The organism is Enterobacter sp. AN-K1, from assembly GCF_020971765.1.
GTDB lineage: Bacteria > Pseudomonadota > Gammaproteobacteria > Enterobacterales > Enterobacteriaceae > Enterobacter > Enterobacter hormaechei_C.
Map to the genome: position 1 here is coordinate 1,424,331 of NZ_CP087390.1, position 17,718 is coordinate 1,442,048.

The following is a 17,718-nucleotide window of genomic DNA, read 5'->3' on the forward strand; positions in this document are numbered from 1 at the left end:
GCCCTCAGTAGCCGTTAACCTGTAAGAATGCCTGGAAGCTGGCGTCGCTCCACGGCTCGCCCTGCTGGTCGTGCATACGCACCGCGTTCAGCCCGCTTACCAGCTCCGGCAGGGTTTCAACGCCCTGCTCGAAGAGATCTTCCAGCGTCGCAATCAGCTTCACTTCCCAGCTTTCCGGCTCGCGGCTGCGGGTCTGCCAGATCAGGTTCTGGTACTCGCCCGGCTTGTGAATGGCGCCATTACCGCCCTCTGCCGGCGGGGTAAACTGGCGGCTTTCCGGCAGCGCCGGGTTGTAGTTCAGCGTGTCGCTCATGCCACGGTCTCCTCAACGAAGGTAATCTGAATCTGGTTTTCAAAGACCCGAACCGGGTATCGGTTGAGGTTGCGTCCTCCGGGGCCGTGCAGACACTGGCCGGTTTTGACGTCGAACACCGCCTCGTGCAGCGGGCATTCCACCTTGCCGTCTTCCACGAAGCCCTGACTCAGCAGGGCATAGGCGTGCGGGCATACGTCCTCCAGCGCGTAATATTTACCGTCGATCAGGTAAACGCCGATCTCTTTACCGTCGACGTTGCCGCTAAAAGGGAAATCTTCCTGTACTTGCTCTGCGTCACATACGCCTATCCAGCTCATCACGATCCTCCAGGCTTTTGTTTCATATATGAAACTCTGTTTCTTATTTAATACGGTCAATATAAAAGCGATGAATGTTTCGTCAAGCGACAATGTGACGAATTTGTTAATCGATCGGCAATTAATTAACTAAGTGTGCAAGGGATCACGAAAAAATGCAGCGATATGAAATTTTCATTATTGCAGCGTGAGAAATAGGTTTTTTTAATGGTCTCTTATTTTCAATAAAATATATTGACTTCTTTTCTTTTTACTCTCTAAAAATAAATGAACGTCACCTCTTTCGCGTTTCACCTGTGAAACGAATTTTTAATTTATCTTTAATAAACAAAGAGTTTCACAGGTGAACCATTTTAGCTCCGTGACAATCACATTGATGAAAAATATAAGTTACAAAAAACGTAAGGCGGACATGATGACGGCAAGATGGCAAGGCACGATTGCGCTTTTATTACTCATTATTATTTCCTACGTCGATCGGGTAAATATCTCGGTAATGATTTTAAACCCGGAATTTGCCGAACATTTTCAGTTAAATGAAAACAGAATGTTACAGGGCCTGCTCATGACCTGCTTTCTACTGGGTTATGGTTTTTCCGCTTTATTATTAACACCGGTTATTGAAAGCAAACTTCATTATCGGCAGGGATTATTAAGCAGCATTGCGATTTGGGCCGCGGTTTGCGCGGTTTCGCCTTTGCTTGGCTCGCTGACGGGAATGCTCATCGCCCGCGTGATTCTGGGGATCGCGGAGGGTCCGCTATTTTCGCTGAAAACGCGCTTTATCAGCGATAACTTTAGCGCGCAAGAGATCGGCAAACCCAACGCCGTGACCGCGCTGGGCGTCTCGCTCGGGCTGGCCGTGGGCTTTCCGCTGGTGACCTGGCTGATGTCGCATCTGGGCTGGGCCGGGTCGTTTTACGCCCTGGCGGTGATGAATCTGGTGTTGGGCGGCGGGCTCATCTGGCGTTTTCTGCCCGCGCCACACAGCCCGGTGAAGATGAAAAAACCGGGGTTTGTTCACACCTTCACGCTGGCCTGGCAGACGCCGCTGCTGGGCTGGATCCTGCTGGTTGAAATCGCCACGCTGAGCTATCTGTGGGGCAGCAGCGCGTGGCTGCCCGCATGGCTGCGTGACGAGCACCACTTCTCGCTGCATGCCACAGGCTGGCTTGCGGCGATCCCCTTCCTGCTCAGCCTGGGGTCAAAGTTTCTGGGTGGCGTGCTGCTCGACAAAATGCGTCCTGAACAGGCACCGGTGCTGTTTGTGGTGGGCGGGGCGATGACGGCGCTGTCCGTGGTCGCGCTGATGCTCAGCCATCAGCCTGCCTGGCTGGCGCTGTTTATGCTTTCGGCTAACGTCTTCTGGGGGCTACAGGGAGCGGCTATTCCGGCGGTGATCCAGCATCACGCCGCGCGGGAAGCGGTGGGCAGCGCTTACGGCATAATCAATGGGATCGGCAATATCTGCGCGGCGTTTATTCCGCTGCTGATGGGGATGGTGATGAGATCGGTGGGGTCGGTCAGTTCAGGCTTTTCGGTGCTGGTCGTCTCGCAGGTTGTCACCCTGCTTGCCGGGGGAATGTTGCTGCTGCGCATGCGGCGCGCAGCAGCAATCAGCGCGTAAGGTTTATTCGCCTTTTTTCGCCGCCTGGATGTAGAGCATTTCCAGCGCCAGTGTCGCCGCGGCCAGCGCGGTGATCTCGGACTGGTCATAGGCCGGAGCCACTTCCACCACGTCCATCCCGACGATGTTCAGATCCTTCAGGCCGCGCACCAGCTTGATGGCGCGATCTGACGTCAGGCCGCCGATCACCGGCGTACCGGTCCCCGGTGCGAATGCCGGATCAAGGCAGTCAATGTCGAAGGTCAGATAGACAGGCATGTCGCCGACGATCTGCTTAACCTGAGACAGAATATCGTCCACGCCGCGATCGTTCACCTGGCCCGCGTCGAGTACGGTGAAGCCGTTGTCTTTGTCGAACTCGGTGCGGATGCCGATCTGCACGGAGTGGTTTGGATCGATCAGGCCTTCCTTCGGCGCGGTGTAGAACATGGTGCCGTGGTCGAACTCGCAACCGTTCGCGTAGGTGTCGGTGTGCGCATCGAAGTGCACCAGCGCCATTTTACCGAAGTGCTTCGCGTGGGCGCGCAGCAGCGGCAGGGTCACGAAGTGGTCACCGCCAAAGGAGAGCATGCGTTTACCGGCCGCCAGCAGCTTCTCAGCGTGCGCCTGCAATTTTTCGCTCATCTCGCGCGCGTCGCCGAAGGCGTATACCAGATCGCCGCAGTCCACCACGTTCAGGCGCTCGCGCATGTCGAAGTTCCACGGGAAGCGGTTGTGCTCCCAGGCCAGGTTGGTGGAAACCTGACGGATCGCCGCCGGGCCATGACGTCCCCCCGCGCGACCGGACGTTGCCATGTCGAACGGTACGCCGGTGATCACCCAGTCCGCATCGCTGTCGTACGGCTGGAAGTTCATCGGAAGGCGTAAAAAACCAAACGCGTTAGATACCAGAGAGTTATCGTACTGATGACCTAAAGTGCTCATGTCCTGACCTCTTATAAAGTCGATACATTAAAAACAGATGAAAAAAAATCCCCTCCGCGTCGTTAAACCCGACGAGGAAGGGATTGATTCGTAAATCGCATATTGGGGCGAATTATCGCCGTTAATCCATATGGGTTCAAGTGAGTATAGCATTCTGCCGGATGGCGGCTTCGCCTTCTCCGGCCTACATTCGTAGGCCCGGTAAGCGCAGCGCCACCGGGCATCGGCGGCACAGCGGCCTGATGCCCTCACCCCGCCCCTCTCCCACAGGGAGAGGGAGGTTTTCTTACTCGTCTTCCAGATACGTATACCCGTACAGACCCGCTTCAAACTCTTCCAGGAACTGCTGCTGCAAGGCATCGTCCAGACCGGTGTTTTTCACCTGATCGCGGAACTGGGTGAGCAGTTTTTTCGGATCCAGCTGAACGTATTCGAGCATGTCCGCCACGGTGTCCCCTTCGTCGGACAGCTCAACCTCCACGCTGCCGTCAGGGAAGACAAACACGTCAACCGCTTCGGTATCACCAAACAGGTTGTGCATGTTGCCGAGGATCTCCTGATACGCACCCACCATAAAGAAGCCCAGCATTGGCGGGTTCTCCGGATCGTACTCCGGCATTGGCATCGTCGTTGCGATACCGTCGCCATCGACGTAGTGGTCAATTGCGCCATCGGAGTCACAGGTGATGTCCAGCAGCACGGCGCGGCGTTCCGGGGCGTGGTTCAGCCCTTCCAGCGGCAGAACCGGGAACAGCTGGTCGATACCCCAGGCATCCGGCATCGACTGGAACAGGGAGAAGTTGACGTACATTTTGTCCGCCATACGCTCCTGCAACTCGTCGATAATTGGACGGTGCGCGCGGTTGCTCGGATCGAGCTGTTTCTGCACTTCGTGGCACATATTCAGATAGAGCTGCTCCGCCCACGCGCGCTCTTGCAGGCTGAAGGTGCCTGACGAGTAGCCGACGTGAATATCGTGCAGGTCCATCTGGCTGTCGTGCAGCCATTCGCGCAGGGAACGACGCGTGCCCGGCTCGTGCATCTCCTGCCAGGTTTCCCACATGCTTTGCAGGGAACGTGGGGCATCGTCTGCCGGAGGCGTGGCTTCGGTGATTTCGCTACGCTCAACGCCAATGATGTTAGAGACCAGCACCGTATGGTGCGCGGTGACCGCGCGGCCGGATTCGGTGATCACCGTCGGGTGCGGCAGGCCGTGCTCTTCGCAGGCATCGCCAATCGCCCAGATGATGTTGTTGGCATATTCGTTCAGGCCATAGTTTACCGAGCAGTCAGACTGCGAGCGGGTCCCTTCGTAGTCCACGCCCAGGCCGCCGCCCACGTCAAAGCACTGAATATTCACGCCGAGCTTATGCAGCTCAACGTAGAAACGCGCGGATTCACGCACCCCAGTGGCGATGTCGCGAATATTGGCCATCTGCGAGCCGAGGTGGAAGTGCAGCAGCTGAATGCTGTCCAGACGACCGCGCTCGCGCAGAATTTCCACCAGCTGAAGCACCTGGTTCGCCGCGAGGCCGAACTTGGATTTTTCACCGCCGGAAGACTGCCATTTACCGGAACCCTGCGACGCCAGTCGCGCACGCACGCCAAGGCGTGGGATCACGTTCAGACGCTCGGCCTCTTCCAGCACGATCGCGATTTCGGTCATCTTCTCGATCACCAGATAGACCTTGTGGCCCATCTTCTCGCCAATCAGCGCCAGACGAATGTATTCGCGGTCTTTATAGCCGTTACAGACGATCACCGACCGGGTCATGCCCGCGTGCGCCAGAACCGCCATCAGCTCCGCTTTAGAGCCTGCTTCCAGGCCCAGCGGCTCGCCGGAGTGGATCAGGGACTCAATCACGCGACGGTGCTGATTGACCTTGATCGGGTAAACGAGGAAATAGTCGCCGTTATAACCATACGATTCCCGCGCGCGTTTGAACGCGGCATTAATAGAACGCAGGCGATGTTGCAGGATCTGCGGGAAGCAGAACAGTGCAGGCAAGCGCTGACCCTGCGCTTCACGGGTTTTCACCAGTTTAGCGAGATCCACGCGCGCTTCCGGGACGTCCGGATCCGGGCAGACACTGATGTGGCCCAGCTCGTTAACGTCGTAGTAGTTATTGCCCCACCAGGCAATATTGTAAGTGCGCAGCATCTTGCTGGCTTCCTGGGAGCTCATCGCAACCTCCTGCATAGAACGTAGTACACCCTGTTCGCCTGCTGACGAAGGCGAAAGCGAAGACATGTCGTCAGACATAGCGAACCTCAACTCTTTGTATTAAGTGTAAAACAGTTGACTACTATCGCAGCGTTATACGGCGATAACAACCCATTAACGGCTCCATTTCCCAGCAGAGTATGCTGAAATCCAGACCGTGCGACCGGTTTCTTATTCATATCATTGTAAAACACGTATCCGAACTCTGTATGACAAGGTTCGGCGAAACCACGAGAAAACTCCTGTATTAACAAGAGCGCCCTTGTTCAGTTTTCACAAAGCGTGACCGGCTCTGGAATCCTGAGAAGCACCGAGATGGGTATAACATCGGCAGGTGTTTAGACCAGAAGTGCGGGTGGGAATCAAATGCGCGCCAGAACGACTGCGCTGAATGAGCGGAAAACGATGGTTCATTATCTGGTATCACCTCCACGGCCGCCTCTGCTGAAACGGACCACAAGCCAAAGCTAAAAGTTCACTGCTTAACCCGGCTGGAAGTGGCGACACGATGTGTTCATCGAGCGCTTATTTTATATGAGCCGCGCGCCGCGTTTTATACCGAGAAGGTCGCTAAAAAGCAAAACAAAAATGCGCAGGTTGCCAGCGTCGTCAGGAAAAATTTCCAGCAGCGTTTTCAACACAGTGAGAGGTGAGTCAAAAAAAACTGGAAATCGGGTGAAGAAGTGACCTAAAATAGACGTCCAGATGTTAATCCATCCATACCGATTAACACTCAGACTGCCAGTGTCAAAATCCTGTAGGCCTTGGTAGAATTATCTCCTATGGCTATTCCACACAGCAGCTTGAGCTAACCAAATTCCTCTTAGGTGAAATAAAACATGGCAAAACACCTGTTTACGTCCGAGTCCGTATCAGAAGGACATCCTGATAAAATTGCTGACCAAATCTCCGATGCGGTGCTGGATGCGATCCTCGCGCAGGATCCAAAGGCGCGCGTAGCGTGTGAAACCTATGTCAAAACCGGCATGGTTCTGGTTGGCGGTGAGATCACCACCAGCGCATGGGTTGATATCGAAGAGATCACCCGTAACACGGTGCGTGAGATTGGCTATGTACATTCTGATATGGGCTTTGATGCCAACTCCTGCGCCGTACTGAGCGCGATTGGCAAACAGTCTCCGGATATCAACCAGGGCGTTGACCGTGCCGATCCGCTGGAACAGGGCGCGGGTGACCAGGGCCTGATGTTCGGCTACGCAACCAACGAAACCGACGTGCTGATGCCAGCGCCGGTAACCTACGCCCATCGTCTGGTGCAGCGTCAGGCTGAAGTGCGTAAAAACGGCACCCTGCCGTGGCTGCGTCCGGATGCGAAAAGCCAGGTGACCTTCCAGTATGACGACGGGAAAATCGTCGGTATCGATGCAGTGGTTCTTTCCACGCAGCATGCTGAAGAGATTGACCAGAAATCCCTGCAAGAAGCGGTGATGGAAGAGATCATCAAGCCGGTTCTGCCAACTGAATGGCTGAGCTCTGCGACCAAATTCTTCATCAACCCAACCGGACGCTTTGTTATCGGCGGCCCAATGGGTGACTGCGGTCTGACCGGTCGTAAAATCATCGTAGATACCTACGGCGGCATGGCACGTCACGGCGGCGGCGCATTCTCCGGTAAAGATCCGTCTAAAGTTGACCGTTCTGCGGCGTACGCTGCACGTTATGTGGCGAAAAACATCGTTGCTGCCGGTCTGGCTGACCGCTGTGAGATCCAGGTTTCCTACGCCATCGGCGTGGCTGAGCCAACCTCCATCATGGTGGAAACCTTCGGGACTGAAAAAGTGCCTTCTGAACAGCTGACCCTGCTGGTGCGTGAGTTCTTCGACCTGCGTCCATACGGTCTGATTCAGATGCTGGATCTGCTGCACCCAATCTACCAGGAAACCGCAGCGTACGGTCACTTTGGCCGCGAACATTTCCCATGGGAAAAAACCGACAAAGCCGCCCTGCTGCGTGATGCTGCCGGTCTGAAATAATCGACTGCCAGTAGCTTAAACAGGCCAGCCTTTGTGCTGGCCTTTTTTATGTCGGGTGGCGGCTATGCCTTACCCGACCTACGGGTAGTGAGTTTTTGTAGGCCGGGTAAGGCGCAGCCGCCACCCGGCAATGTTTGGAACCGTTTACACCTCACTCTCTATACCCCGCTTTCAGAATATTCTCTTTGCATGATCGCATTTCTTCTGCTGTTACATTCCCTTTCAGTTAAGTCTGAAATTTGTGCAAACGCGATGCACATCAATTAATTTACCTCTATATTTTCAAAGCTTTAATTATTTTTACGGTTACAAGCCAGTGTAACCGATTACACCGTTGTGATTTGACTCACATATTTTTATGAGCCGCTCACCTACTCTTAATATCGTAAAAACTGATAACCCAACTGGAGGGCATAATGCCTGACAATAATAAACAGGGGCGTACGTCCAATAAGGCAATGACGTTCTTCGTCTGCTTCCTCGCCGCTCTGGCAGGATTACTCTTTGGCCTGGATATTGGCGTAATTGCCGGTGCATTACCTTTCATCACCGATGAGTTCCAGATTAGCGCACACACTCAGGAATGGGTGGTTAGCTCCATGATGTTCGGTGCCGCCGTCGGCGCGGTCGGCAGCGGCTGGCTCTCCTTTAAGCTCGGGCGTAAAAAGAGCCTGATGATCGGCGCGATCCTGTTCGTTGCCGGCTCACTGTTCTCTGCCGCTGCACCTAACGTTGAAGTGCTGATCATCTCCCGCGTGCTGCTCGGTCTGGCAGTGGGCGTGGCGTCTTATACTGCCCCGCTGTACCTGTCTGAAATCGCTCCGGAAAAAATCCGCGGCAGCATGATTTCCATGTATCAGCTGATGATCACCATCGGTATTCTGGGGGCTTATCTCTCGGATACCGCATTCAGCTACAGCGGCGCATGGCGCTGGATGCTGGGCGTAATCATCATTCCAGCCATCCTGCTGCTGATTGGCGTCTTCTTCCTGCCGGACAGTCCGCGCTGGTTCGCCGCCAAACGCCGCTTCCATGATGCCGAACGCGTGCTCTTACGCCTGCGTGATACCAGCGCCGAAGCCAAAAACGAGCTGGAAGAGATCCGCGAAAGCCTGAAGGTCAAACAGTCCGGCTGGGCGCTGTTCAAAGAGAACAGCAACTTCCGCCGCGCGGTGTTCCTCGGTGTGCTGTTACAGATCATGCAACAGTTCACCGGGATGAACGTCATCATGTATTACGCGCCGAAAATCTTCGAACTGGCGGGCTACACCAACACCACCGAACAGATGTGGGGCACCGTGATCGTCGGCCTGACCAACGTGCTGGCGACCTTTATCGCTATCGGTCTGGTGGACCGCTGGGGACGTAAGCCAACCCTGACGCTGGGCTTCCTGGTGATGGCCGTCGGGATGGGCGTGCTGGGTACCATGATGCACATGGGCATTCATTCCCCAACGGCACAGTACTTCGCCGTGGCGATGCTGCTGATGTTTATCATTGGGTTTGCGATGAGCGCCGGTCCGCTGATTTGGGTGCTGTGCTCTGAGATCCAGCCGCTGAAAGGGCGTGATTTTGGTATCACCTGTTCTACCGCAACCAACTGGATTGCCAACATGATCGTCGGCGCAACGTTCCTGACCATGCTCAATACCCTGGGTAACGCCAATACCTTCTGGGTCTACGCCGGTCTGAACCTGTTCTTTATCGTTCTCACTATCTGGCTGGTTCCTGAAACCAAACATGTTTCACTGGAACACATTGAACGTAACCTGATGAAAGGTCGTCCTCTGCGCGAAATCGGCGCACACGACTGATCCTCCTGCGGGAGGCGCCTCTTGCGCCTCCCCGCTTCCCGCTTTATGCTCTGCCCCTATGAAAGCTCCCCGTCTCCCCATCGCCATTCAGCAAGCCGTCATGCGCAGCCTGCGGGAAAAACTCGCCCAGGCCAACCTGAAGCTCGGCCGCAATTATCCTGAACCGAAGCTGGTCTATCAGCAGCGTGGCACCGCGGCAGGCACCGCCTGGCTGGAATCGTATGAGATCCGCCTGAATCCGGTGCTGATGATGGAAAACCAGCAGGCGTTTATCGACGAAGTCGTCCCGCACGAACTGGCGCACCTGCTGGTGTGGAAACACTTTGGCCGCGTCGCGCCGCACGGCAAAGAGTGGAAATGGATGATGGAGGCGGTGCTCGGGGTTCCGGCCCGCCGCACCCATCAGTTCGAGCTGGAATCGGTACGCCGCAATACCTTCCCCTACCGCTGCCAGTGTCAGCAGCACCAGCTTACCGTCCGCCGCCATAACCGCGTGGTGCGCGGCGAAGCGACCTATCGCTGCGTTAAATGCGGCGAACCGCTGGTTGCGGAATAATCACTCGAACTTTCAGGAACTTTCCTGATCTGACTGATTGCATACGGGAACAACATTCGTTACGTTGCGGGCTCGTTTTGACACGGAGTGTAAGATGTCCCGTAATGTTTCTCTCGCGGTCGCTTTTCTGGCGACAGCGCTCTCCGGCCATGCTCTGGCCGACGGTATTCACAGTTTCTCTCAGGCAAAAACCGCGGGCGTAAAGATTAACGCCGACGTACCGGGTGATTTCTACTGCGGCTGTAAAATTAACTGGCAGGGTAAGAAAGGGGTCGTGGATCTTGGATCCTGCGGCTATAAGGTGCGCAAGAACGAGAATCGCGCCAGCCGAATCGAATGGGAACACGTTGTTCCGGCCTGGCAGTTTGGCCACCAGCGCCAGTGCTGGCAGGACGGTGGACGTAAAAATTGCGCAAAAGATCCGGTCTACCGCCAGATGGAAAGCGATATGCACAACCTGCAACCCGCCGTGGGTGAGGTTAATGGCGACCGCGGAAACTTCATGTACAGCCAGTGGAACGGTGGCGAAGGCCAGTACGGTCAGTGCGCCATGAAGGTCGATTTCAAAGAGAAAGTCGCCGAACCACCTGCCCGCGCACGCGGCAGCATCGCCCGCACTTATTTCTATATGCGCGACCGCTACGATCTCAATCTTTCCCGCCAGCAGACGCAGCTCTTCAATGCCTGGGACAAGCTCTACCCGGTGACGGACTGGGAATGCCAGCGCGACGAACGTATCGCCAAAGTCCAGGGGAATCATAACCCTTACGTCCAGCGGGCTTGCCAGGCGCAAAAGAGCTAACCTACACTACGGCAATTCGCTTATATCGCATGACACATGGAATTTCTGACTATGCGCATCCCTCGCATCTATCACCCTGAACTGATTACCCCAGGCGGCGAAATCGCCCTGTCTGATGATGCCGCAAACCATGTAGGTCGCGTGCTGCGCATGGGGGCAGGCCAGGCGATTCAGCTCTTTGACGGCTCTGATCAGGTTTTCGACGCTGAAATTACGCGCGCCGATAAAAAAAGCGTGCACGTGAAGGTGCTGCGTGGCGACGTGGACGACCGGGAATCCCCGCTGCACATTCACCTGGGCCAGGTGATGTCGCGTGGGGAAAAGATGGAGTTCACCATTCAGAAATCCATTGAACTGGGTGTAAGCCTCATTACGCCACTTTTTTCTGAGCGCTGCGGCGTTAAACTGGATGCGGAACGTCTGAACAAAAAGATCCAGCAGTGGCAAAAAATTGCCATTGCGGCCTGCGAACAGAGCGGCCGCAACCGTATCCCTGAGATCCGCCCGGCGATGGATCTGGAGGACTGGTGTGCAGAAGAGGAAAGCGGGCTTAAGCTCAATCTTCATCCGCGCGCCAGCGCCAGCATCAATACGCTGCCGCTGCCCGTTGAGCGTGTACGCCTGCTGATTGGCCCGGAAGGCGGCCTGTCGGCTGACGAAATTGCCATGACGGCGCGTTACCAGTTTACTGATATTCTGTTGGGACCTCGCGTTCTGCGCACTGAGACAACGGCACTCACCGCCATTACCGCGCTACAGGTGCGATTTGGCGATCTGGGTTGAAGCAAAGCCTGACCCATAACCGGAGAAGAAGATGATTAAGCTCGGCATCGTGATGGACCCCATCGCAAACATTAACATCAAGAAAGACTCCAGCTTCGCTATGTTGCTGGAAGCGCAGCGTCGCGGCTATGAACTCCACTATATGGAGATGAACGATCTTTACCTGATCAACGGTGAAGCCCGCGCACGCACCCGCATCGTTAACGTCGAGCAGAACTACGAAAAATGGTACGAATTCGGTACCGAGCAGGATATTGCCCTGGCCGACCTTAACGTGATCCTGATGCGTAAAGATCCGCCGTTCGACACCGAATACATTTACGCCACCTATATCCTTGAGCGTGCCGAAGAGAAAGGAACGCTGATCGTCAACAAGCCGCAGAGCCTGCGCGACTGCAACGAGAAGCTCTATACCGCATGGTTCTCTGACCTGACGCCGGAAACGCTCGTCACCCGCAGCAAAACGCAGCTGAAAGAATTCTGGCAGAAGCACGGCGACATCATCATGAAGCCGCTGGACGGCATGGGTGGCGCGTCGATCTTCCGCGTGAAAGAGGGCGATCCGAACATTGGCGTGATTGCCGAAACGCTGACCGAGCTGGGAACCCGCTACTGCATGGCGCAGAACTATCTGCCAGCCATTAAAGACGGCGACAAGCGTGTGCTGGTCGTAGACGGCGAGCCGGTGCCTTACTGCCTGGCGCGTATCCCGCAGGGAGGGGAAACCCGTGGCAACCTGGCGGCCGGCGGCCGTGGCGAACCGCGTCCGTTAAGCGAAAGCGACTGGGAAATTGCCCGCCGCGTCGGCCCTACGCTGAAAGCCAAAGGCCTGATCTTCGTCGGCCTCGATATCATCGGCGATCGTCTGACCGAAGTGAACGTCACCAGCCCGACCTGCATTCGTGAAATCGAAGCGGAATTCCCGATCTCGATCACCGGAATGCTGATGGACGCTATCGAAAAACGTTTACAGAAATAACCTGTGACAGCGCCTGTGTTTATCCCCATACTGGGCGCTGTCGCTTTTTAAACCAGGAAACAGTACCTCTGACAATGAATTTACAGCATCACTTTCTTATTGCCATGCCTGCTCTCCAGGATCCGATTTTCCGCCGCTCCGTGGTCTATATTTGCGAATACAACGAAGACGGCGCGATGGGGATTATCATCAATAAGCCGCTGGAAAACCTCCAGGTGGAAGGCATTCTGGACAAGCTGAAAATCCCTGCTGAAGCGCGGCTGCCGGAAATCCGTCTCGATAAACCGGTGATGCTCGGCGGCCCGCTTGCAGAAGATCGTGGCTTTATCCTGCATACCCCGCCGGTTTTCTCGTCCAGCATTCGTATCTCCGATAACACCGTCGTCACCACCTCTCGCGACGTGCTTGAAACGCTGGGCACTGCCAGTCAGCCTTCTGAGGTGCTGGTTGCGCTCGGCTACGCCTCCTGGGAAAAAGGGCAGCTGGAACAAGAAATTCTGGACAACGCCTGGCTGACAGCCCCTGCGGATATGAATATCCTGTTTAAAACCCCTATCGCCGATCGCTGGCGTGACGCGGCAAAACTGATTGGCATTGATATTCTGACCATGCCTGGCGTTGCGGGGCACGCGTAATGAGCGGCACCCTTCTCGCCTTCGACTTCGGCACCAAAAGCATCGGCGTCGCTGTGGGTCAACGGATCACCGGCACCGCTCGCCCGCTCACGGCGCTGAAAGCTAACGACGGCACGCCGGACTGGAACCTTATTGAGCGCTTGCTCAAAGAGTGGCAGCCGGACGACGTGATTGTCGGCCTGCCGCTAAACATGGACGGCACCGAGCAACCGCTTACCGCCCGCGCGCGCAAATTCGCGAACAAAATCCATGGCCGCTTTGGCGTCTCCGTTAAGCTGCACGATGAACGTTTGAGCACCGTCGAGGCACGCGCTGGCCTGTTCGAGCACGGTGGCTTCCGGGCGCTGAACAAAGGCAGCGTGGATTCAGCTTCAGCCGTCATTATCCTCGAAAGCTATTTCGAACAGGGTTACTGAGCGCCGGGGCTACAGCCGCCCCTGCGCCCGTCGCTCCGCCAGACTCTGCTCAAAGTTCTGCATTCCCGCCTGCTGCCCCGTTTGAATAATGCCCGGCAGTTGCCAGGTTTTGCCTTCGCGGATCAGGTTTGCCGCCGCCGAGGTATTCACCAGTAGCTCATACAGCGCCACGCGCCCGCCCTGGACATCCTGACGTAGCTTCTGCGCCAGGACCGCACGCAGGCTTCCCGCCAGCTGATTACGCACCGGGTCTTTCTCCTGCGCCGGAAAGGTATCGACCAGGCGCTCGATCGCCTGCGCCGCGCCGCGCGTATGCAGCGTGGCCAACACCAGATGGCCGGTTTCCGCCGCCGTCAGCGCCAGGCGTATCGTCTCGCTGTCGCGCAGCTCACCAAGCAGAATCACATCCGGATCTTCACGCAGCGCGCTGCGTAGCGCCTCGGCAAAGGACGGGCTGTGCTGGCCTATCTCCCGCTGCTGGATCAGGCAACGTTCGCTCTGGTACATAAACTCCACCGGATCTTCCAGGGTCAGAATATGCCCGTCTGTCTGATGATTGAGGAAATCGACCATCGCGGCCAGGGTGGTCGATTTTCCGCTGCCGGTGGCGCCGGTGACCAAAATCAGGCCATTGTCATTAGACAGCAGTTCCGGGATCGCTCGCGGCACACCTAACGCAGAGAGCTGCGGGCACGTCAGCGGCAACAGCCGCAGCGCAATCGAAACGCCGTGCATATGCTTAAACGCACTGCCGCGCAGCCGCTGACGGTCTGCGAGGGTAACGGCAAAATCCACCTGCCCGTTTGCCCACCATGCGCCCTGCTGTTCGTCGTTGAGCCACGCTTTTAATAACGCCTCCACATCCGGGGGCGGAAACGGCGCCGGTTCAAGACGGCCTGACCTGCGCCAGCGCGGTGGCGAATCACTGCACAGGTGTAGATCGGAGACGTTATGCTTTACACTAAGGGCCACAATTTCTTCCACATCCATAGACTACTCCTCGGAAAATGAACGACATTGCGCATAACCTGGCACAGGTCCGGGACAAAATCTCAGCCGCGGCAACGCGTTGCGGCCGTGCTCCAGAAGAAATTACGTTGCTTGCAGTCAGCAAAACTAAGCCTGCGAGCGCCATCGCAGAAGCGATAGCCGCCGGTCATCGTGCCTTTGGCGAAAACTATGTGCAGGAAGGCGTGGATAAAATTCGCGCTTTCCGGGAACGGGGAAATACAGACCTGCAATGGCACTTTATCGGTCCGCTACAGTCGAACAAAAGCCGTCTGGTAGCAGAGCACTTTGACTGGTGCCACACCATCGATCGTCTGCGCATCGCTACCCGTCTGAGCGACCAGCGTCCTATGGAGATGCCAGCGCTTAACGTGCTGATTCAAATCAACATCAGCGATGAAAACAGCAAGTCCGGCATTACGCTGGGCGAACTGGATGCGCTGGCGGCGGACGTGGCGGCGCTGCCGCGTTTAACCCTGCGCGGGCTGATGGCTATCCCGGCGCCAGAGTCAAGTTATGAAAGGCAGTTTGCCGTGGCACAGCAAATGGCTGTAGCATTTGAGGCGCTTAAGGCGCGCTATAACACGGTAGACACGCTTTCTCTGGGCATGTCGGACGATATGGAAGCCGCCATCGCGGCAGGCAGCACCATGGTGCGCATCGGCACGGCAATTTTCGGTGCGCGCGATTACCCCCAATAATAAGGAAACCTGAGGAACGCCATGAAGACGTTGACTTTCCTGCTTTCAACGGTCATTGAACTGTATACGATGGCGCTGCTGTTGCGCGTCTGGATGCAGTGGGCCCGTTGTGATTTTTACAATCCATTCTCACAATTTATCGTGAAAATCACGCAGCCCGTTGTGGGGCCGCTTCGCCGCGTCATTCCGGCAATGGGGCCAATTGACAGTTCATCTCTGCTGATGGCGTTTATTCTGAGCGTTATCAAAGCGATCGTGCTGTTTATGGTCATCACTTTCCAGCCGATTATCTGGATTTCAGCCGTTCTGATCCTGGTTAAAACCGTCGGCTCGCTGATCTTCTGGGTCCTGCTGGTGATGGCGATCATGAGCTGGGTAAGCCGGGGCCGTAGCCCGGTGGAGTACGCGTTGATTCAGCTGACTGAACCGTTGCTGCGTCCGATTCGTAGCCTGCTGCCTGCAATGGGCGGAATCGACTTCTCCCCGATGCTTCTCGTTCTGCTGCTGTACGTGCTGAATATGGGTATCGCGGAACTGTTACAGGCGACGGGTAATATGCTGCTGCCGGGGCTGTGGATGGCGTTATGAGTGCAGTTAGCCCCTGCGCCGACGGGCTGGTTTTGCGGCTGTACATTCAGCCGAAAGCCAGCCGCGACAGTATTGTTGGGCTGCATGGCGACGAGCTAAAAGTCGCCATCACTGCCCCGCCGGTTGACGGCCAGGCGAATGCGCATCTGACCAAATATCTGGCTAAACAGTTTCGCGTCGCTAAAAGCCAGGTCATCATTGAGAAAGGTGAACTTGGCCGGCATAAACAGGTAAAAATCCTTAACCCGCAATCTATCCCGACGGAAGTCGCGGCTCTGACAGAACAGGACTAAACCATGCAGAAAGTTGTTCTCGCCACCGGTAACGCCGGTAAAGTGCGCGAGCTGGCCTCGCTATTAAATGATTTTGGGCTGGACGTGGTGGCTCAGACCGAGCTGGGCGTGGACTCCGCCGAAGAGACCGGCCTGACGTTTATCGAAAACGCCATTCTGAAAGCGCGCCATGCGGCGCAGATCACCGGACTGCCCGCGATAGCCGATGACTCCGGTCTGGCCGTGGATTTTCTGGGCGGTGCGCCGGGGATTTACTCCGCCCGCTATTCCGGGGTGGACGCCACCGACCAGCAGAATCTGGAAAAGCTGCTTGTGGCCCTGAAAGACGTCCCTGACGAACAGCGTACCGCGCAGTTCCACTGCGTGCTGGTCTACATGCGTCACGCGGAAGATCCCACGCCGATTGTCTGTCACGGCAGCTGGCCGGGCGTGATCACCCGTGAAGCGGCGGGCAACGGCGGCTTTGGTTACGACCCGATTTTCTTTGTCCCGACCGAGGGCAAAACCGCTGCGGAACTCACCCGCGAAGAGAAAAGCGCGATCTCCCACCGTGGACGCGCCCTGAAACTGTTACTGGAAGCACTGCGTAATGGCTAATTTGCCGCCTCTGAGTCTTTATATTCACATCCCATGGTGCGTGCAGAAATGCCCGTACTGCGATTTCAACTCGCACGCGCTGAAGGGCGAAGTGCCGCACGATGATTACGTCGCGCATCTGCTGGCCGATCTGGATGCTGATGTATCTTACGCACAGGGACGTGAAGTGAAGACCATTTTTATTGGTGGCGGTACACCGAGCCTGCTTTCAGGCCCGGCGATGCAGACGCTGCTGGATGGCGTGCGCGCACGCCTGAACCTGGCAGTGGATGCTGAAATTACGATGGAAGCCAACCCCGGTACCGTTGAGGCCGACCGTTTTGTCGAGTATCAGCGTGCGGGCGTGAACCGTATCTCTATCGGCGTGCAGAGCTTTAGCGAGCCAAAGCTGAAGCGTCTGGGGCGTATCCACGGCCCGGAAGAGGCAAAGCGCGCGGCAAACCTGGCAACGGGGCTTGGGCTGCGCAGCTTTAACCTCGACCTGATGCATGGCCTGCCGGATCAGTCGCTCGAAGAAGCGCTGGACGATTTGCGTCAGGCGATTGAACTGAATCCGCCGCATCTGTCGTGGTATCAGCTGACCATTGAGCCTAACACCCTGTTTGGTTCCCGTCCTCCGGTGCTGCCGGACGATGACGCGCTGTGGGATATCTTCGAGCAGGGCCACCAGCTTTTGACCGCGGCGGGGTATCAGCAATACGAAACGTCGGCGTATGCGAAGCCGGGCTATCAGTGTCAGCACAATCTGAACTACTGGCGTTTTGGTGATTATCTGGGAATTGGCTGCGGCGCACATGGCAAAGTGACCTTCCCGGACGGACGCATTCTGCGTACCGCCAAAACGCGTCACCCGCGCGGGTATATGGAAGGCCGCTACCTGGAGCGTCAGCACGACGTCGAGGCGGCGGATAAGCCGTTTGAGTTCTTTATGAACCGCTTCCGTCTGCTGGAAGCCGCACCGCGCGCGGAGTTTACGCGTTATACCGGGCTGTCGGAGTCAGTGATTCGTCCGCAGATTGACGAGGCGCTGGCGCAGGGGTATCTGACCGAGTGTGATGAGTCCTGGCAGATCACCGAGCACGGCAAGCTGTTCTTAAACTCCCTTCTTGAGCTGTTCCTCGCTGAAAATCCTGAAGGCTGATTC

General features: G+C 56.3%; 20 protein-coding genes. 14 read left to right on the plus strand and 6 right to left on the minus strand.

Features of this window, described 5'->3' with window-relative positions:
• Positions 1 to 4 precede the first annotated feature (4 nt).
• The gene (locus LOC22_RS06840) at positions 5 to 313 is read right to left on the minus strand and encodes a recombinase-like helix-turn-helix domain-containing protein (RefSeq protein ID WP_003860045.1); all 309 of its coding nucleotides are present in this window, start codon (positions 311 to 313) and stop codon (positions 5 to 7) included.
• Positions 310 to 633: a Rieske (2Fe-2S) protein gene (locus LOC22_RS06845; protein ID WP_230239448.1), complete on the minus strand. Its 324-nt coding sequence runs from the start codon at positions 631 to 633 to the stop codon at positions 310 to 312. The genes LOC22_RS06840 and LOC22_RS06845 overlap by 4 nt, the downstream gene beginning before the upstream one ends.
• 415 nt (positions 634 to 1,048) lie before the next feature.
• Between LOC22_RS06845 and LOC22_RS06850 the strand changes: the two genes are divergently transcribed.
• The gene (locus LOC22_RS06850; protein WP_230239544.1) at positions 1,049 to 2,260 is read left to right on the plus strand and encodes an MFS transporter; all 1,212 of its coding nucleotides are present in this window, start codon (positions 1,049 to 1,051) and stop codon (positions 2,258 to 2,260) included.
• A gap of 3 nt (positions 2,261 to 2,263) precedes the next feature.
• On the opposite strand, the gene speB is transcribed toward LOC22_RS06850, so the two are convergent.
• The 3 genes from speB to yqgB form a co-directional block, all read right to left on the minus strand.
• On the minus strand, positions 2,264 to 3,184 hold the full coding sequence (gene speB / locus LOC22_RS06855; protein WP_003860040.1) for an agmatinase: 921 nt from the start codon (positions 3,182 to 3,184) through the stop codon (positions 2,264 to 2,266).
• A 286-nt stretch (positions 3,185 to 3,470) separates the two neighbouring features.
• Positions 3,471 to 5,447 (minus strand): biosynthetic arginine decarboxylase, encoded by a 1,977-nt coding sequence (gene speA, locus LOC22_RS06860; protein WP_017382922.1) that lies wholly within the window; start codon positions 5,445 to 5,447, stop codon positions 3,471 to 3,473.
• An 8-nt stretch (positions 5,448 to 5,455) separates the two neighbouring features.
• Positions 5,456 to 5,587 (minus strand): acid stress response protein YqgB, encoded by a 132-nt coding sequence (gene yqgB, locus LOC22_RS06865; RefSeq protein ID WP_057979949.1) that lies wholly within the window; start codon positions 5,585 to 5,587, stop codon positions 5,456 to 5,458.
• 660 nt (positions 5,588 to 6,247) lie between these two features.
• Here yqgB and metK point away from each other — a divergent pair.
• The 8 genes from metK to ruvX all read left to right on the plus strand — a co-directional run bounded on the left by metK (position 6,248) and on the right by ruvX (position 13,387).
• Positions 6,248 to 7,402 (plus strand): methionine adenosyltransferase, encoded by a 1,155-nt coding sequence (metK, locus tag LOC22_RS06870; protein WP_003860037.1) that lies wholly within the window; start codon positions 6,248 to 6,250, stop codon positions 7,400 to 7,402.
• A gap of 416 nt (positions 7,403 to 7,818) precedes the next feature.
• The gene (galP, locus tag LOC22_RS06875; protein ID WP_015571832.1) at positions 7,819 to 9,216 is read left to right on the plus strand and encodes a galactose/proton symporter; all 1,398 of its coding nucleotides are present in this window, start codon (positions 7,819 to 7,821) and stop codon (positions 9,214 to 9,216) included.
• A 58-nt stretch (positions 9,217 to 9,274) separates the two neighbouring features.
• Entirely contained in the window at positions 9,275 to 9,772 is a 498-nt protein-coding gene (locus LOC22_RS06880; RefSeq protein ID WP_015571833.1) for a SprT family zinc-dependent metalloprotease, read from the plus strand.
• A gap of 94 nt (positions 9,773 to 9,866) precedes the next feature.
• A complete protein-coding gene (endA, locus tag LOC22_RS06885; RefSeq protein WP_003860034.1) occupies positions 9,867 to 10,574 on the plus strand; it encodes a deoxyribonuclease I in 708 nt (235 codons plus the stop codon).
• Positions 10,575 to 10,625: 51 nt separating this feature from the next.
• Positions 10,626 to 11,357 (plus strand): 16S rRNA (uracil(1498)-N(3))-methyltransferase, encoded by a 732-nt coding sequence (rsmE, locus tag LOC22_RS06890; protein WP_230239449.1) that lies wholly within the window; start codon positions 10,626 to 10,628, stop codon positions 11,355 to 11,357.
• Between the two features lie 31 nt (positions 11,358 to 11,388).
• A complete protein-coding gene (gene gshB / locus LOC22_RS06895; RefSeq protein ID WP_015571835.1) occupies positions 11,389 to 12,336 on the plus strand; it encodes a glutathione synthase in 948 nt (315 codons plus the stop codon).
• Between the two features lie 74 nt (positions 12,337 to 12,410).
• Complete coding sequence (locus LOC22_RS06900) at positions 12,411 to 12,971, plus strand: YqgE/AlgH family protein (RefSeq protein ID WP_006811924.1); 561 nt, start codon at positions 12,411 to 12,413, stop codon at positions 12,969 to 12,971.
• A complete protein-coding gene (gene ruvX / locus LOC22_RS06905; RefSeq protein WP_006811925.1) occupies positions 12,971 to 13,387 on the plus strand; it encodes a Holliday junction resolvase RuvX in 417 nt (138 codons plus the stop codon). The genes LOC22_RS06900 and ruvX overlap by 1 nt, the downstream gene beginning before the upstream one ends.
• Positions 13,388 to 13,396: 9 nt before the next feature.
• On the opposite strand, the gene LOC22_RS06910 is transcribed toward ruvX, so the two are convergent.
• Positions 13,397 to 14,377 (minus strand): type IV pilus twitching motility protein PilT, encoded by a 981-nt coding sequence (locus LOC22_RS06910; protein WP_163359017.1) that lies wholly within the window; start codon positions 14,375 to 14,377, stop codon positions 13,397 to 13,399.
• A 17-nt stretch (positions 14,378 to 14,394) separates the two neighbouring features.
• Here LOC22_RS06910 and LOC22_RS06915 point away from each other — a divergent pair, with 17 nt between their 5' ends.
• The 5 genes from LOC22_RS06915 to hemW are packed head-to-tail and all read left to right on the plus strand — an operon-like array spanning position 14,395 to position 17,715.
• On the plus strand, positions 14,395 to 15,096 hold the full coding sequence (locus LOC22_RS06915) for a YggS family pyridoxal phosphate-dependent enzyme (protein WP_047062742.1): 702 nt from the start codon (positions 14,395 to 14,397) through the stop codon (positions 15,094 to 15,096).
• A gap of 21 nt (positions 15,097 to 15,117) precedes the next feature.
• Entirely contained in the window at positions 15,118 to 15,684 is a 567-nt protein-coding gene (locus LOC22_RS06920; protein WP_015571838.1) for a YggT family protein, read from the plus strand.
• Positions 15,681 to 15,977 carry a DUF167 family protein YggU gene (gene yggU, locus LOC22_RS06925; RefSeq protein ID WP_003860023.1) on the plus strand — a complete coding sequence of 99 codons (297 nt, stop codon included), beginning with the start codon at positions 15,681 to 15,683 and terminating at the stop codon, positions 15,975 to 15,977. The genes LOC22_RS06920 and yggU overlap by 4 nt, the downstream gene beginning before the upstream one ends.
• Positions 15,978 to 15,980: 3 nt before the next feature.
• Positions 15,981 to 16,574 carry an XTP/dITP diphosphatase gene (locus LOC22_RS06930; RefSeq protein ID WP_015571839.1) on the plus strand — a complete coding sequence of 198 codons (594 nt, stop codon included), beginning with the start codon at positions 15,981 to 15,983 and terminating at the stop codon, positions 16,572 to 16,574.
• Positions 16,567 to 17,715 (plus strand): radical SAM family heme chaperone HemW, encoded by a 1,149-nt coding sequence (hemW, locus tag LOC22_RS06935; RefSeq protein ID WP_230239450.1) that lies wholly within the window; start codon positions 16,567 to 16,569, stop codon positions 17,713 to 17,715. Before LOC22_RS06930 ends, hemW begins: the two co-directional genes overlap by 8 nt.
• Positions 17,716 to 17,718 lie beyond the last annotated feature (3 nt).

Coding starts and splice junctions, on each gene's coding strand:
- speB (WP_003860040.1), bottom strand. CDS start 3,184: ATGAGCACTTTAGGTCATCAGTACGATAACTCTCTGGTATCTAACGCG.
- rsmE (WP_230239449.1), top strand. CDS start 10,626: ATGCGCATCCCTCGCATCTATCACCCTGAACTGATTACCCCAGGCGGC.
- LOC22_RS06880 (WP_015571833.1), top strand. CDS start 9,275: ATGAAAGCTCCCCGTCTCCCCATCGCCATTCAGCAAGCCGTCATGCGC.
- yggU (WP_003860023.1), top strand. CDS start 15,681: ATGAGTGCAGTTAGCCCCTGCGCCGACGGGCTGGTTTTGCGGCTGTAC.
- gshB (WP_015571835.1), top strand. CDS start 11,389: ATGATTAAGCTCGGCATCGTGATGGACCCCATCGCAAACATTAACATC.
- LOC22_RS06910 (WP_163359017.1), bottom strand. CDS start 14,377: ATGGATGTGGAAGAAATTGTGGCCCTTAGTGTAAAGCATAACGTCTCC.
- speA (WP_017382922.1), bottom strand. CDS start 5,447: ATGTCTGACGACATGTCTTCGCTTTCGCCTTCGTCAGCAGGCGAACAG.
- LOC22_RS06850 (WP_230239544.1), top strand. CDS start 1,049: ATGACGGCAAGATGGCAAGGCACGATTGCGCTTTTATTACTCATTATT.
- galP (WP_015571832.1), top strand. CDS start 7,819: ATGCCTGACAATAATAAACAGGGGCGTACGTCCAATAAGGCAATGACG.
- LOC22_RS06915 (WP_047062742.1), top strand. CDS start 14,395: ATGAACGACATTGCGCATAACCTGGCACAGGTCCGGGACAAAATCTCA.
- LOC22_RS06840 (WP_003860045.1), bottom strand. CDS start 313: ATGAGCGACACGCTGAACTACAACCCGGCGCTGCCGGAAAGCCGCCAG.
- endA (WP_003860034.1), top strand. CDS start 9,867: ATGTCCCGTAATGTTTCTCTCGCGGTCGCTTTTCTGGCGACAGCGCTC.
- yqgB (WP_057979949.1), bottom strand. CDS start 5,587: ATGAATAAGAAACCGGTCGCACGGTCTGGATTTCAGCATACTCTGCTG.
- LOC22_RS06845 (WP_230239448.1), bottom strand. CDS start 633: ATGAGCTGGATAGGCGTATGTGACGCAGAGCAAGTACAGGAAGATTTC.
- hemW (WP_230239450.1), top strand. CDS start 16,567: ATGGCTAATTTGCCGCCTCTGAGTCTTTATATTCACATCCCATGGTGC.
- LOC22_RS06930 (WP_015571839.1), top strand. CDS start 15,981: ATGCAGAAAGTTGTTCTCGCCACCGGTAACGCCGGTAAAGTGCGCGAG.
- metK (WP_003860037.1), top strand. CDS start 6,248: ATGGCAAAACACCTGTTTACGTCCGAGTCCGTATCAGAAGGACATCCT.
- ruvX (WP_006811925.1), top strand. CDS start 12,971: ATGAGCGGCACCCTTCTCGCCTTCGACTTCGGCACCAAAAGCATCGGC.
- LOC22_RS06920 (WP_015571838.1), top strand. CDS start 15,118: ATGAAGACGTTGACTTTCCTGCTTTCAACGGTCATTGAACTGTATACG.
- LOC22_RS06900 (WP_006811924.1), top strand. CDS start 12,411: ATGAATTTACAGCATCACTTTCTTATTGCCATGCCTGCTCTCCAGGAT.